This is a genomic window from Parachlamydia acanthamoebae (genome assembly GCF_000875975.1).
Lineage (GTDB): Bacteria > Chlamydiota > Chlamydiia > Chlamydiales > Parachlamydiaceae > Parachlamydia > Parachlamydia acanthamoebae.
Genome location: NZ_BAWW01000003.1, coordinates 233,311 through 248,813, shown reverse-complemented (window position 1 = coordinate 248,813; position 15,503 = coordinate 233,311). Strand labels below are relative to the sequence as shown.

Below are 15,503 nucleotides of genomic sequence, written 5' to 3'. Positions count from 1 at the left end.
TGTATTATAATGCGGACGTTTTTGTTTTGCAATTGTTAAAAATGTGTAATTTAATTATTTAATTTGTTGTTGTTTTTTTAATTTTGATAACCAAATCGTCTCGGGGTTATCAGATATAAAATTGACTAAACGGGCCGCAACGAACAAAAAGTCGGAAAGGCGATTCAAATAAACTAAGCTTTCTTTAGAAGCGTTATTTTTTTGAATAGCGTCAGTTAGGACTCTTTCAGCTCTCCGGCAAATTGCGCGAGCCAGTTGAAGAGAAGTTGAAGCCGAATGACCGTTGGGAAGAATAAAATGATGCAAGGGTGGGAGCTTTTCATCCATCTGATCAATCCATTCTTCTAGGAGGGTTGTTCCAAGCTCAGGGAGCTCATCTTGGGGTGAGGCTAAAAGAGCACCAAGTTCAAATAACGTGTGTTGAATATGGAAGAGTCGTGCCTTTAAGTCTTTGAATTTCTGATTTTTAGGGATAAACGAAAGTGCCATTCCGATGGCAGAATTGCACTCATCGACATTTCCTATTGCTTCAATGAGGGGATGATTTTTGGGGACGCGTTCTCCAGAAGATAAGGATGTTTCTCCTTTGTCTCCTGTTTTTGTGTAAATTTTCATACGAAACCTTTAAATAGGACACCGTTGATTTAAAGCTTGTCGGACTTCTTTTAGGGCGCGAGGAAAGTGGGCTCTTGCTTCTGTCATTTTTTCTGCTCGTAAAAGGTGTTCCCAAGCTTGATTTGCTTCGCACCTCTCCATACACAACACTGTTAAGTAATATTCAACAGTTGGATCATTCGGGTGAAGGGAATGGTAAACATTTAGCCAATAAAGAGCTTCGCGACTGCGGTGCAATTGAAGATGGGTAGAAGCAAGGCTAAAAATGCCTGCGCGAAATTTAGGGTATTTTTCCACAATTTTTTCTAAAGCTTCTTTTTTCTTGAGAAGAGAATCTCTAGATTCATCAATTTCTATAAAAATGGTCTTAATCCCTTCAACATCCGCAGCCCCATTTAAATAGTCTTCGGCCATATTTTCTTTTGTCACGGCATGGTCCGGGAGATGATCTTTAACTTCCTCTAGAAGTTGTTTCCCCTCATCAAAATTACCTAGGAAAAGGTGCGTATAGCCCGTTAATTCTTTTAGAAGCATATCATGCGGCAAATACGGTTGCGCTTTTTGGTAACAAATTAGCGTTTTCTCATATTGATTTTGTCTGAGATAGGCCGCCGCTTGGTTAAAGTGGGCTAAGCCGATTACTTCTTTGACTGTTCTTTCCTGAAGAGCGCGCGTATCGATTCCTAGATATTCTTCGCAAGGCATATGAATGCCTCTGGCTGTTGTTTCAATATTGAGCTTATTTTGGCCATCATTATAGCGCACGTAAATATGGCCGGGAGGAGTGACCATTTCGATGGGCAAAGATAGTCTTTGAGCTAAACAAATATAAAGAAGGGAAACGCCTAAGCAGACCCCGCGTCGGGAATCCAAAACAGAGGGAAGGAATGTGTAAAGGTCAATATCTTTAGCATAGGAAGAGTGAGGAGGAAAGCGAAAGCCCATATCGAAAAAAATGAAGGCATTAATAGCTGAAATTTTTTGTAGAGGTGTTGCGTTAGGTGGTAATTTAGCAAGGATTTGGAGTGCCATGAGATCCATCATCGCTTGATAGACTTTCCCTGAATCTTTGTTTTCATCTTCTAAATGAGACAAAAAAAGTCCGTTTGCCAAATCAACTTCTTCTGTGGGAAGATTCAACACTTCCGCTTCGGTCGTTGCGTAAAAGCCTTTGAGTTTGCGATTGGGCAGCTTGGAGGCTAGCCTGTCTATGAGTTGAAGTTCTTGCAGAGATAGTTGAGGGGCCGTTTCATCCGCTTGCTTATTGACGAGTCCGATAAGCGCATGAATGATGGAGGGATCGATAGATGAGAGAGGAGCTGGCGTGGAAGAATGGGGAGATCCCTCTAAAAGCTCCCACGCTTTTTTTAGTGCGAGTTGCCCTTCGACTGAATCGGGGTAGAGTTCATACAAAGCTAAATGCTGGGTAATTGACTTCGGATCCAAGCTGCGAAACAAGGCGCGGATTTTGAGGGGGGATGCCGCCATGCATAAGCTTAAGCAAAATAATGCTAAAAATAAAAAAATGCGTGTCATCGTTCTAAGCCGTTAAAGTTTTCATGAGATGGGTGAGCTCTGCATGTTGAATCAATTCTTCCACGCTAGGTTTGAAACGATAGCTCCAATTCCTGTCCAACACAACCCCCGGGATATTGATTCGCTCATCCTCTAAGTCAGGCCATGTTAAGCCTGGGATAACGGCCAAATATTCCTGAAGGAGATTGATGTGAAAAACACTATGCGTATGATGACTATCATTCAAAATTTCTTGATGGCGAGCAGGTGAAAGGATTGGCTCATAAGCCCATCCTTTAAAATTGCAAAAGTCCTGCGCTTCGGCAGGATTATTTCGCCACCATAATTGAAGCGTTTCAGAGTCATGTGTAGAGATGGTCGTTAAGCTTTCCAAAATATAATCTTGGTATTTAATAAAACGACGATCTTCATTCCACATCCTTTCCCAGCGCATCACTTTAGTCCCGCATATACCTAGTTTGCGAAGGTTCACACGCACTTCGGGAGGAATCATACCAAGATCCTCTCCAATTGGCAACATGGGGCAATTATCTAACATCATTTGAAGAATTTTTTCCCCATGAGGAATCCAGGTGGAGCGATCTTCAGGAAAAAATTTTCCTTCTTTAGCAGGAACATTAAAAGGGATACCCCATATGCGATAAAATCCGACCACGTGATCGATTCGATAAAAGTGATAAAAATGGGAGGCAATTTCTAAACGTTTTTTCCACCACGCGTAGTCCGTCTCGGCATTTTTATCCCAGTTATAGAGAGGAAAGCCCCAATTTTGTCCCACGTCACTATACTGATCCGGTGGAGCTCCCGCTGTCAAATGTGTATAGAAAAGGGATCGATTTAACCACACGTCCGCGCTTTGCGAGTTAATTAAAATGGGAATATCTCCTTTTAAAAAGAGACCTTGAGCTTCAGCTTCTTTTTTGACAGTTTCCATTTGGGCAAAACAAAGAAATTGCAAAAGAACGTGATAGGAAATTTCATCCTGCATGTCTACAAGCAGTTCGCTGAGATATTCTTCTGTCGGGAAACGGAGTTTTTCAGGCCATAAATCCCAGGATTCCCAGTTTCTTTGGATTTTTAAAGCTTTAAATAAGGCATACTTGTCCACCCAAGGATTTTGTTTTCTAAATTCAAGGAACTCGGCTGCTTCTAGAAGAGTGGGGCCGGCAAGCTGAAAGTATTGTCGCAAAAAAACATTCCGATGTTCATGAATTTCTTTGTACGGAATTCGTTGATTTTGATTGAAAGCCTGCAGCTTAGAAAGCAATGGAATCAATTTGGGGAAATCGTGGAAAAAAGGGAGTTGTTTGAGTCCCAAATGCAGAGGATTTAAAGCAAATGCGGATAACGCGCTATATGGGCTGGTTTCTAATCCCGTATCGTTAATGGGAAGTAACTGAATGATGTTAAATCCTAGACTTTTACACCATCCAATGAGAGGTAAAAGATCTGTGTATTCTCCAATGCCACCGCTGTTTTTGGAGTGTAAAGAGAAAATGGGAAGGCAAATTCCATGGTGTGGAAGGCTATCAGGATTTTCAAGCAATTGCTGCAGAAAAAAGTTTGTCATCGTTACCATTCCTCAGTAAGTGTAAAATATTTTTCGAAAAAAAGCGTTGTAACATTGACAGAAACAAAAAACGTTTTATATACTTATTTATTTTTAAGGTTTGCTCTATTTTTATCAATAGACCTCTTTCGATATGGGAAAGTTGTCTAATCATACTCAGGTCATATGAATATTAAATACGTTATTAATCTATATTTAGTTGTTGTTTTTTTTAGTTGTCATGCACTTTTGGCCTCAGATTCACTTTTGCGTCAGGAAATGGTTGAAGATCTCCATTTTATTCGGAAAAATTTCCAGATCAAATACGTTCCTGCGGATTGGAAATTGCTTCAATTTGGGTGGAATCTTAACCAACAATTTGATAATGCCGAAGCGGAAATCACATCCCTTTCTTCTCCAACATTGAAAGATTACCATAAAATCTTGAATAAACTTTTTACTTCGGCCGCTGACTACCATGTGAATGTCTCGTTTTATTCAACAGAAATGGCTTCTTTACCATTTCATTTGCAAGGCGCAGAGGGGCGCTATTTTATCACATGGATCAATGAGGAAAAACTTCCCGAAGAGTGTCTGGATTGGTCTATCGGAGATGAGGTCATCGCATTTGACGGGCAAGATATCCATGAATTCGTTCAAAATCTTCGCAGATCAGAGCATGATCGACATAATGAAAAAACGGATCAAAGATTTGCTGAACGTTCTTTAACCTTACGCGCAGGAATGTTTGCAGAAGATGTTCCTCAAGGCAATGTGGAAGTCGACCTCATTCATAAAAAAACAGGCGAGCAAAAATCGTATGTCTTAACATGGACATATCATCCAGAGCAAGTAAAAGAAATTCCTTTGCCTTCTTTAGTGGCACGTGGGATTTCTGAGAAACAACCTTTTTTTCAACGTCCCTATTATAAAAAAATGATGCTAACCCCTTTGTATGCCAAATTCAACCAGCCGGAAAGCCGCGTGGTGGAAGATGTCCATAATTTAGGGGCGCGCAAAAGTTTTGTCCCTCCTTTAGGATCCATCGTTTGGCAATCCCCTCCAGATAGTCCTTTCCATGCTTATATTTGTGAAACTCCTAGCCGACAAAGAATTGGATATATCAGAATTGCGACATATGATGGAACGGATGATGAAGTGGTGGAATTTGCGAAATTGATTGACTATTTTAACCCTCGTACTCAAGCTTTAGTGGTCGATCAGGTTAACAATCCAGGGGGATCTGTTTTTTACTCATATGGATTATTGAGTCTTTTAACTGATCAACCCCTTGAATTGCCCAAATATAAAATGGCCATTACGCAAGAAGAAGTGATGGAGGCATTAGAAACATTAGATACGTTGAAAGAAATTACAAATGACGAAGAAGCGATAGACGTCTGCGGGCCTAGCTTGCATGGTTATGCTGTCTCTTTTGAGTTAGTGCAATCGGTGATTCAGTATTTTCAATTTGTTTTAAGTGAATGGGAAGAAGGTAAATATGTCACTTCTCCCGTGCATCTTCTTGTGAATACGATTGCGCCAAGTCCATTTGTCACTTATGATAAGCCCATGGTTGTGTTAGTCAACGAATTTGATATTTCCTGTGGGGATAGTTTTCCTTGCATTTTGCAAGACAATCAAAGAGCTCTTATCTTTGGTACACGAACGGCTGGAGCTGGAGGCACAGTTCTCGGGGGCGGTCATCCGAATAGGCTTGGAATAGCAGGCTATTCTTATACAGCATCTCTTTTAGAGAGACATACAGACGGGACTCCGATTGAAAATTTAGGCGTCACACCTGATGTTTCTTATTCATTGACACCCGAAGACTTTCAAAATGGTTATAAAGGTTATAAGGCAGCCCTACAAGAGGCAATAGATGGCCTTTTAAAAAATACGCGTCCTTCTAGCAGTGCTTGTCCTTTAAGGGACAGGCACTAAACTTTCATGGCGAGATGTGTGTTTTTTTTGTTTGCTTCTTCAAGCATGAGCTTTCTAAGATCGCCATAGACCTCTGAAAAGAAAAATTGACGGCCACTCTCAATATATTGAGAGAGTTTGATCTCGAGCAGGTGATAATTTGAGAAAGAGTGGGCCTCAAACTCGGCTCGCAATTGGTATTCAAAATTTTTACTCGCTTCGCTAGCTAATTGGCGCGCTAATCTTGAAATACTCGATACTTGAAAATGACAGGAAGAAGCCATTTGAAGTGCTTTTTTCTTGATGTTTTCAGTGGTCGTTTCTTTAATTGTCCGTCCAATCATTAAAAACTCTAGGCTGCTATTGTATAGCATTGCGCTGTTTGATGGGTTGCTCATGACAACACCTCATCATTTATTTGGTTTTCTTATGGCGATGATGTTTTCTTCAGCAAAGTGCCCAAAACAAATCGCGTCACTATTTTTTGTGAAAAAGGGGACATCACCTTTTTCCATACAGGCACTAAACTGTTTAATAAACTGCTTTGGATCCACAGTAAGTTTAAATTCATTGTTTTTGGATAAAGTTTCCAAAACTTCTTGTGCCATGGGCTCGATTGTCGAAGGATCCGTGCTTGCCTGAATAAAGCTTGCTGTAGCTACAATTACATAGCGTGAAACACGTTTTTCCTGCTGATCAAGGAATTTGTCGATCAGCATGATCTCATCCTGTTTCAATTCTGGTGAAAATTTTGGATCCTTAGATGCCTGAGAACTCAAGAGACCTGTGGCATGTCCAGGTTCTACTACCTCAAGGTCTATGGGAACCCATTGTCCATCGCGCGTTAGTAAAACATTTTCCATATGGAGATCTGTTATCCCTGCACGACTGCATATTTGCTCGAGTCGGATCAGATTTTCTTCAGCTCTAATCCTAACATCTTGGTCTTGTATTTTGTTAATAGTACTCGAAGCTTCTGTATGGAGTGGTTGTCCTTCAATGAATTCCCAAATACTACCCTTCCCTCCATCGATATCCTGAATTTTATATTGTGGAAGATCTCCATGGGATTTGAGGTCGGGATGCAGACTATTGAGTTTGGCAAATAGATCTAGAATAGCGGCATCTGTCTGTGCACTTCTGGGTTTATAAACAACCTTTAGGGGCGATTTATCTGGAAACGTAAAAGTAACCAGGAGGGGGGATTGGCCATTGTTGTGGTCATCGCCACCCAGGACTTTTAGATCAAATTTGACATCGGCAGAATTCTTAGAGCCATTGCCAAATTGTTCAAGAATTGTGGCTTTATGTTCTTCTATCGTGTCTTTTGCTCTGCTTTCAAAAGCCTTCCACAGACCTATTTTACTCGTTAAAATACCTTTAAAATATTTAATTTGAGAATCGCTCATAGCTAGATTCATACGACTTAGGGTGACGGGGAGCTCTCGACCTTCTATGAATTGGGATTTGAGTTGTTCTTCTGATTCTTTCATGGCTTGTTCTAGATGTTCGTCTTTCTTTTCTAATTCCCGGATTTTGCTTTTTAATTTCTTCGCAACCTCACTTTTTTGATCAGGAATGTCATCTAGCTCATTCTCTGCTTCAGATATTTGCTTATTTATGGTTTGTCTTTCCAAGAATTTGTCGCAGATAAAATTAATCATTTGATGCGAGGACATCACCTGAGGTTCGACATGTTTCTCAGGGAGATCCGATGAGATAGGCTGTTTAGGGGAATCTATGACTGTTTGTTGCACTTCCTGATTTAAACTAAGAGGATTCATTGGGACCTCCTTATCATTTGTTGCATTTATTAGGATTATACAATTAATTTTAATTAATTGTAATGATTTAAAACTTTAAAAAGTAAATCGGCGAAAACTATCAAAAAACAAATAAATAGTCAAAGTAAATAATTTAATAAAGTTGGCTGGTAATGTTTAAGTAATTTTTAAAAAATGTGATAATGGTATTAAGGCTTTAAATACTTTTTTAATGAAAGCATATAAAGAGGTGTTTGAATGAGTACATACGAAAGGCGCGAAAATGGTGGCTTGTCCATTATAGAAGCAGTAGAGACACTTTCACACATTGCGGATTTGGAAGTCGATCGCGAAATCGGGATCACGCAAAAACATGATTTTATTTTTCAAAATCAGCCCATTACCCTAAAGACAGTTCATTGGCTGCATCCTGAAAACGCAGATCAAACAATTTCCATGGTGAAAGACATTTTTAAAGTGGTTTTAAACTATTTGCATAACTTCTATCAAACTGATTACAGATATGTGACGGATGAAAAAGCCGTTGAAGAAATCAAATCTTTAATGGTCTTAGTTGGAGAAGCAGCTAAAAAACTTGATAAGTTCACCCATCTATTTAACCGAAAGATTAAAGAAAGTGTAACAGAAACCAAAGAATATAAAGATCTTGAAGAATTTTATCTCACACATATCGCACGCAAAATTGACAATGGATTGCTAGGAAAATGGATCTTAGGTTTAGCTAAACGTCATATTTTGAAAGAGGAAAAGCCCTCTAGTGAACGTCGATTAGGCCAAAAAACGAAACATATCTTTGTGGATCTGGAATCGGTCAAGAAAGATACCGAATATGAATTATTCTTTTTAAGAAAAGAAGATGGTTCGCGTTTTTTTAGTCCTCGTTTAATCCGGAATGTGAAGCTTCTGTGTGATTTTGGCGATTATTTCGGGGAAAAAGTTAGCAATGATCTATTGGCAGACATGCGCTTCCACTTTGATCTTTTTGTACATAGTGCCGCACGGAATATCTTGCGCTCGTTTGGATCGCGGCTTGACTTATTTTACCGAGAAAGTGCAGAACAGCGTGATAATGAACTCATATCAACCCTAAGAAAAGCATTTATGGCGCTTATTTTGTGCGGTCAATCCGCCCATCTTTTGCGGAATTCTCCCACCAAAAGTTGTGTTGGCTATTTTAAAGACTTTCAAATGTATTTATCGCATGCTTTACATTCCCGTGAGTTTCAAAAACTGATTGCCTATCCTCCTGGCGAGTTTGACAAAATGGGAGGCCTATTACTAGAGACGGCTCAATTTTTATGCCGCAGCTTTTTTTCAAGTGTGAAAGCGATTCATGGATTTATGCCCTCTTTAAAAAATTTGATTATTGAAGCTCGTGAGCTCGCTAATCAGCGTGGTAAAGGAACAAACAATCATGTGCATACAGAGATTTATAACCAATTAACTAAAGATTACAATGCCTTGAGCAAAGTTTTCAAAACCCATACACACGGTCCGTTAGTTCAAGTTTTGGAAAACTTAGAAGAGGATGGCTATCATTCGTTTGATCCTTTGCATCAGGGGAATATTCCCACACTTCTATACACCGTGTATTTTGATAATATGCGCTGCGTAAACACGCGCATACCAACTCCCACTTATCAAGAGGTGATCAATAAAGCATCGGTCGTGGATGAATTTAAGGCTTTTTTGCGTTCTTATACTTACTTAGACAACGAAAATAATCAACAGAAAGGACATCTGTTATTCAATCTACAGGATAAAACCTCTTGGAAGGAACATGCGCGATCCAATGCGATTGAGGAATTACAAAGACATCCTGACTTTTCTGCTGTGTTAACAGTCGTCACTCTACCAAAAGATACCGAATTTTATCATCAGATAGCCCCTTATCATCATGACAACCATGCTTCCGCTTTTATTCAACATTTTAAAGAGCACTTGCAAAGTTCTGGTGTAGGGTTTTACTTTCCATCGTCAATCAAAAATGCGCTTTTCCCCGAGTTTACGAACAATCTTTTAGATGCGATCCATCGCTTATTTTTCTCGAATAAAAATGTTTTATCACGGGAAAGTCGATTAGATTTTATCGAAATATTTGAACTTTTCCTGCAGATTAAAATCATTGAAATTGTGAAGCCACAGACTTTTAGTTTTACTTGTAAGGATGGGATAGATGTCGGTGCCGCAGAAAGTGCTAAACTGTTTGCTTTTATGAAACTACTTTCACAGCCTAAGCTGTCAGAAGAAGACATGAATGAATTGGATCTATTCATTCATGCTCCCGCGATATTGATTAGAGAAAGGCAAATGCTCTTTGATCGCTTCAATCGTTTGAGTAGCACAATACGGGCGATTGAGTCTTTAAGAGACGAGCTAGGATATGAAAACTTTGTTCAAATGATTCGTCAAGTTTTTGGCCCTTTATACCAAAGCTCGATTTTAGAATCTTTGATTCTATTGCCTTCTAACTTTGAAGAAATCTAAAAGCGATAAATGTCTTTATACTTGGTTTCTAAGTAGTGGCAAAAGGATTTACTAGAAAAAGGAGCGTCGCTGACTTTTTCGACTAGCTCAAAGCTGGAATATTGTCTGCCGAATTGGAAAATCGACTTTTCTAACCATTCTTTGATGAATTCCAGCTCTCCTTCGGCAACGCTTTTTTCCCATTTTGGAAATGCTTGTTCGAATGTTGCAAAAAATTGGGCTGCATATAAATTTCCCAATGTGTAAGTGGGAAAGTATCCAAACGAACCAAGAGACCAATGAATATCCTGGAGACATCCTTCTGCATCTGTTGAAGGCACAAGGCCCAGCAGCTCTTTGAACTTTGCATTCCATGCCTCAGGGATTTCTTTAATCGGGAGAGAGCCTTCGATGAGTGCTTTCTCAATTTCAAAGCGTAAAATGACATGCAAATTGTAGGTGACTTCATCAGCTTCTACGCGAATAAAGGTAGGCTCCACTTTGTTGGAAGCTTTGTAGAATTCTTTTAATGACACCTTTTGAAATTCTTTAAATTCCTTCTGCAGAATCGGAAAATAATGTTCCCAAAAAGGTAAGCTTTGTCCAATGCGCGTTTCCCACCAGCGGGATTGGCTTTCATGGATTCCCAGCGAGGCATGTTCGCCCAAAGGTGAGCCATATTCGTTAATAGGGAGTCCCATTTCATAAAGTCCATGTCCAGCTTCATGCATCACAGAGCGTACGTTACTTAATAAAGAAGAGGGATGAATGCGTGTTGTAATACGGCTATCGGTGGGGTGTGCAGCTGAAGAGAAAGGGTGGATAGAAAAATCGAGCCTTCCCCGACGCATGTCATAATGCATCCCTTTTAAGATTTTTTGACTAAAAGCCATTTGTTTGGATTCAGAAAACTTGCCAAACAGAAAGTGGTCATCAATTTGCGTTTTTTGTTGGATCTTTTTGATTAGCCCAACAAGAAATTGTTTTAAATCAGAAAAAATGGGGGTTATCCGTTTTGTGGTCATTTCTGGTTCATAGGCATCTAACAAAGCATCATAGGGATGTTCTTTATAGCCCAGAAGATCGGCTTTTTTGCGATTCATTTGAATAATTTTTTCCAAATAAGGCGCAAAACGGCGGAAAGAATTCTCTTGTCGAGCAGAGCGCCAGACCAATACAGATTGAGAGGTCAGTTTAGCAAAGTCTTCCACAAATTGAGTGGGAAGAGCCGTTTCTTTTAAATATTCCCGTCGCCATACTTTTAGAGCCGCATTTTTTGCAGAGCCAAGTCCTTTTACTAGAACTTTACCTGTTTTGATATCGATGAGCTTTGCCAGGGCATTAACGAATGGCTTAGCGATTCTTCCTTTGTGGACTAAACCTGCCATAATTTTTTGTTGTTCAGCGCGAATTGCAGCTGCATCTTCGGGCATGTAGGTTTCTTGATCCCAGTGCAGTAAGGAATCAATCCCTTCCAGAATGCGTGTCTGGCGTGAAATTTCGTGGAGTTTTTTATAGTTATTAGTGGCTTCAGGCATGCTAGCAATTCCTTATTATGTTGAGTCTGACTTGGTTCTAGATTGAAAAAAAGCATGGGAATAATCGAGTAGTTTTGTGCCCCATAAATATTCGGCTTCAATTCTTTGTTTTTTACCTATCATGAGGAGTTTTCTTTTTCCACCTCGGCGGCCTCGATATGCAGGATTTTCGATAAAACGGAGAATTCCATCTTTTGAGGCAGTATACTTGGTTAAATGGCCATCCTCGTCATTTAAGCCAGAAGCCATTAACACTTCCTCCTCTGGATCAAAGCCGGAAGCTGTAAAAAAGAGACATTCTGCGGTTTGGTTTAAAATTTCTCCTTGAATTGAATATCCTTCAATCTGCGTATTTATTACAGGAAATGGGATCAAATGGGCGAGGCCTAGTAGGGTTTTGTCCATAGACAATAAAAAAACATCAAATGATTCCCCTAAAAGAGTGGGTTCAAAAGAAAGCACAAGTCTTTTTTCAGGCATAGACGTAAGAGATACTGTTCCATCGGGATGAATGAGAACCTCTTGGCAATCCGTATCACGATTCACGTTTCCACGCACGTACAAGAGGTAATGTTGTGAAGCATCTAATTGATCAACAAAAAGTTTATAAGCCCCTTTTTCCATTTCTTCTGCAAATAAAAGATTGGGGCGTTGCGGTGGTGATTCGATGCTTTCTATCATTGGTTCATAGGGGGACGCTGACTTAATTCCACAGCCACTTAATGAACATAGACAGAGAAAAGATATGAAATGATGAAGTAACCCGCGCATAGATTCATCTCCATGAAAGTGCTCCACTATAAATCTTTTAAATGGTCAAGTAAAGAAATTTTAAATAGATTGAGAAATGCGTTTAGGGTTTGTCTCTAATTCTTAGTCGAATGTATACTGACAATAGCAGAATAATCTCTAAATTGTTTAAAAAGTGTTATTTGAATAACTTTTTAATAAACAATAAAGAGACAAAACCAAGAAAACATGGAGAAAATCATGAGATTCTTAAATTATGCTATTGCTGCGTTTTTGACATTTGGAATGGCTCAAACGGGAATATCCAAAGAAAATGAGCCTGCCAAGCTTATGGTTAATGGAGAAGCTCGCCTGCATAAACCTGCCGAAAAAATGATGGTACGCATCAGTGTTGTGACGCAGGATGCGAATTCAGAAAAAGCTGTTTCAGATAACAATGTAAAAATGCAAAAAGTCATTGAAGCTTTAAAGGGTGTAGGCTTAACCCAAGATGAATACAAGACAGGGCAATTTAACATTCATCCTAGATATTCTGATCAGACTATTAAAGGGTATGAAGTGATAAATAGCTTATCTGTCTCGACAGAAAAACTGAAGCTAGCGGGGGATTTAATCGCTGCGGCTAATCGTGCAGGTGTCAATTCAATTGATTCCATTCAATTTACAGTGAAGGATGTTCGTGCTTACCGTGCGGAAGCGCTTCAAACAGCAGCAGCAAATGCGATGGCGGATGCGCAAACATTGGCTCAGGCGACTGGTGTAAAACTTGTGCGTGTATTGGAGTTGAATTCTGGGTCGGCTGGTGAAAGTTTTCCAACACCGCGTTACAACATACTATCCACTAAAAGCTTTGCAGGAGACAGTACACCCATAGAAGCGGGAAATGTCGAAATTGTGGCAAATGTCTTTATGATTTATGAAATTTCTTCAACTCTTTAATTCACTTAATTTAAACGATTTATTGCTTTAAAAAATAAGTGTTTTCGCATACAATTTATTTCACTTGGCTGCATGGAAGTTTTTCATACAGCCATTTGAATTTACATATTGTAGGTGCGATATCATGAAAATAATAAAATATTTAGCTATTTGTTTAACTCTTTTAGCGATTGGTTCTACCCAGCTCGAGGCGAGAGGCCGGACATCAACTTCTCTTCAAATTAATTTAGGAAGTCTTTTTGTCGCTCCAAAGCCAGAACCCGTGTTGGTTGAAAGACGAGTTGTTGCGGCTCGTCCTATTCGTGTATTGCCAGTGCGACCTTTGCCGGTGCAAGTATCTCCGGTCAATCCTTCCTCCATTGGAAGCGCTGTTCTTCCACATGCATACTATGAAGAAGTCTATGTGTACCCACAGGCTCCTGTTTATAGACCAGGCCTTTCATTTAATTTGCAGCACATTTTTAGATAACGAGGTGCGAGTTTCCTCAGGCTTAAAATGCCTGAGGAAATGCTAGCTTTGTTACACTCTAAATATAAAGAAGATAGATGCTGTCACGAACATGGGAAATAAAGCTGCGCAGAAAAGCTTTTTGGGAGAAATCCCTTCGGAAAAGTGAGAATTTTGTGGGGTATCTTTTTCTGAATTCAGTGGATGGCCAATGACAGTTAATCCTCCCGCCGCCAGAGTTCCAACAATCACAGAATATTTTGTCGCGTCATTTAAGGACGGGAGCAAGGTTGCCAAATAGGTTAATGTGGCTCCATCAATGAAAGATCCAAACATATAAGATGCGCCAGTCAGCATCAAAGCATCGACTCTTTCAAGTAGGGGGGTAATCCACCATTCTTGTAATCCACCATGAATGACGAGTCCTGAGAAGAAAAAACCTACCAACATGGGAGGGCGCAATTTCAAGCGAGTCTGATAGGGGTGGGTAATTTCATGAAAAACAAGAAATAAGCATGTAATGCAGATAAAGATAGTCGGATGATAGAGACAAAGAATGGTTCCAATGAGGCGATGGCATGTGTTGCTGTCACCCACCATGGGACAGAATTTTTAATTTCAGAAACTCGATGCTGCTCTTTTTTTGCTAACTCGGCAAATTCATCTCGAAAGTACAGGTAATAACATATGGTGGATGTAAAAATGGCTAAAAGGGATTTCCAACTAAACATAACAAGTGTGAGAATTTCTTCTTCACCTAACTGTTCAGCATGCATCCAGTCAACCGGGGTGCAAAAATTTGTCATGATCGCTCCCAGAGAAATATGTGTGAACAATAAACCGAGAGTGGCATAAGCGAGTTTCTGGCTAACAGGGCGTGTATAAAATTGTTTAGCAAGTAACAAGCAGGTCACAATCATTGCGCCAGCTTCCGTGATAACTGCTCCCAAAATGGGCCCTATCGTTAGTAGAGAGACCCACCAGGCTCCTGGAGATTCTTTCCCGAGAGAAGCGACTTTCCGAATAAAAGATTCTGCGAGGTTCATAATGGGATGTGAAGATGCGATGGTCATGATAACCGAAATAAACAGAGCTTCTGTGTAATTGCGTGTATTGAGAAAATTGATAGCTGCTTTCCAATCGTAGAGAAAGGTAATAGAAGCGATAAGAGGGATAATCCAAATTCCAAAAACACGTCGGATGGTCTTAATATAATGAGAGAGGTACTTGAGGGGATTTTTTGAATGCGTTAAAACGACGGTTTGCTCTGTCGCCTGCTCTTTTTGCCAATTATCAGGCAAAGCAAGCACTTTACGTGATAAAAAATTGTAGACAAGGGCAATTCCTAACAAAATATTGGCAGTGATGCTTAAAGAAGTCATCTCAGAACTATCTGGAAATCCTTGCCCTAAACTATCACTTGAAGTCTCTTCGTAGCGGTGACAAGAAAAGAATCCTTCTTCACTGTCTGATATCCAAGGGGTGGATGTGATCGCTTCCTGCGCATCAAGCAACGCTGCTTTAGCCGTGGCAACTAAAACTAAACAAAGCCACTTCATTAAATGCCCTTTATAGTTAGACTTTTTCAAGCCTGTTGTCAGTTTTTAATGTTACTTTTCTCCTTGCGTCTTTTCTTATACTGTTTTGACATGCCCTATGCACATCACAGATCGGCGTTAAATCTGGGCGCTTTTTCTATTTCCCACGTATAAGAATCAACAATTTTTTATTTAGCCTTTTACACACTTTTTCAAGAGTGCAGCTTTCGCATATCTTTGGCAAAAACAGAATAGCAATATCCGTGATTAGAATAAACGTTAAAAAAGAGAAAAATACAGTTTTTGCGCCCCCTATTTTAGCGCTGACTTTTGCGTTCGAAAAAAAAGGAAAAAGAAGAATTCGAATCAAGGACTCATTTATCTTCTGAAAGAAGGCTGAAAGGGAATTTAATGAAA

11 protein-coding genes and 1 pseudogene are annotated in these 15,503 nt (G+C 39.7%); 4 read left to right on the top strand and 8 right to left on the bottom strand.

What is annotated here, in order from left to right:
* Positions 1 to 54 precede the first annotated feature (54 nt).
* The 3 genes from AOM43_RS02235 to AOM43_RS02225 are packed head-to-tail and all read right to left on the bottom strand — an operon-like array spanning position 55 to position 3,721.
* The gene (locus AOM43_RS02235; protein WP_039376394.1) at positions 55 to 615 is read right to left on the bottom strand and encodes a cob(I)yrinic acid a,c-diamide adenosyltransferase; all 561 of its coding nucleotides are present in this window, start codon (positions 613 to 615) and stop codon (positions 55 to 57) included.
* A gap of 9 nt (positions 616 to 624) precedes the next feature.
* On the bottom strand, positions 625 to 2,151 hold the full coding sequence (locus AOM43_RS02230) for a transglutaminase family protein (RefSeq protein WP_059358848.1): 1,527 nt from the start codon (positions 2,149 to 2,151) through the stop codon (positions 625 to 627).
* A 4-nt stretch (positions 2,152 to 2,155) separates the two neighbouring features.
* Entirely contained in the window at positions 2,156 to 3,721 is a 1,566-nt protein-coding gene (locus AOM43_RS02225) for a 4-alpha-glucanotransferase (protein ID WP_059358846.1), read from the bottom strand.
* 165 nt (positions 3,722 to 3,886) lie between these two features.
* Here AOM43_RS02225 and AOM43_RS02220 point away from each other — a divergent pair, with 165 nt between their 5' ends.
* Positions 3,887 to 5,644, top strand: a complete 1,758-nt coding sequence (locus AOM43_RS02220; RefSeq protein WP_006342318.1) for a protease-like activity factor CPAF — start codon at positions 3,887 to 3,889, stop codon at positions 5,642 to 5,644.
* Here the strand turns inward: AOM43_RS02220 and AOM43_RS02215 are convergent.
* Positions 5,641 to 6,021 carry a hypothetical protein gene (locus tag AOM43_RS02215; RefSeq protein ID WP_013924541.1) on the bottom strand — a complete coding sequence of 127 codons (381 nt, stop codon included), beginning with the start codon at positions 6,019 to 6,021 and terminating at the stop codon, positions 5,641 to 5,643. The genes AOM43_RS02220 and AOM43_RS02215 overlap by 4 nt on opposite strands.
* Positions 6,022 to 6,033: 12 nt before the next feature.
* Positions 6,034 to 7,407: a DUF4135 domain-containing protein gene (locus tag AOM43_RS02210; RefSeq protein ID WP_059358844.1), complete on the bottom strand. Its 1,374-nt coding sequence runs from the start codon at positions 7,405 to 7,407 to the stop codon at positions 6,034 to 6,036.
* 237 nt (positions 7,408 to 7,644) lie between these two features.
* Between AOM43_RS02210 and AOM43_RS02205 the strand changes: the two genes are divergently transcribed.
* Positions 7,645 to 9,894 (top strand): hypothetical protein, encoded by a 2,250-nt coding sequence (locus tag AOM43_RS02205; protein WP_059358841.1) that lies wholly within the window; start codon positions 7,645 to 7,647, stop codon positions 9,892 to 9,894.
* Here the strand turns inward: AOM43_RS02205 and AOM43_RS02200 are convergent.
* Together AOM43_RS02200 and AOM43_RS02195 are read right to left on the bottom strand one after the other, a co-directional pair.
* Positions 9,891 to 11,411, bottom strand: a complete 1,521-nt coding sequence (locus tag AOM43_RS02200; RefSeq protein WP_006342314.1) for a carboxypeptidase M32 — start codon at positions 11,409 to 11,411, stop codon at positions 9,891 to 9,893. The genes AOM43_RS02205 and AOM43_RS02200 overlap by 4 nt on opposite strands.
* A 15-nt stretch (positions 11,412 to 11,426) precedes the next feature.
* Complete coding sequence (locus AOM43_RS02195; RefSeq protein WP_013924543.1) at positions 11,427 to 12,182, bottom strand: hypothetical protein; 756 nt, start codon at positions 12,180 to 12,182, stop codon at positions 11,427 to 11,429.
* A 219-nt stretch (positions 12,183 to 12,401) separates the two neighbouring features.
* Here AOM43_RS02195 and AOM43_RS02190 point away from each other — a divergent pair, with 219 nt between their 5' ends.
* Together AOM43_RS02190 and AOM43_RS02185 are read left to right on the top strand one after the other, a co-directional pair.
* Entirely contained in the window at positions 12,402 to 13,100 is a 699-nt protein-coding gene (locus tag AOM43_RS02190) for an SIMPL domain-containing protein (RefSeq protein ID WP_013924544.1), read from the top strand.
* 124 nt (positions 13,101 to 13,224) lie between these two features.
* Positions 13,225 to 13,569, top strand: coding sequence for a hypothetical protein (locus AOM43_RS02185; protein ID WP_006342311.1), 345 nt, complete (start codon positions 13,225 to 13,227; stop codon positions 13,567 to 13,569).
* A 51-nt stretch (positions 13,570 to 13,620) separates the two neighbouring features.
* Here AOM43_RS02185 and AOM43_RS02180 read toward each other — a convergent pair.
* A pseudogene (locus tag AOM43_RS02180) lies at positions 13,621 to 14,930 on the bottom strand (putative Na+/H+ antiporter).
* Between the last annotated feature and the right edge of the window lie 573 nt (positions 14,931 to 15,503).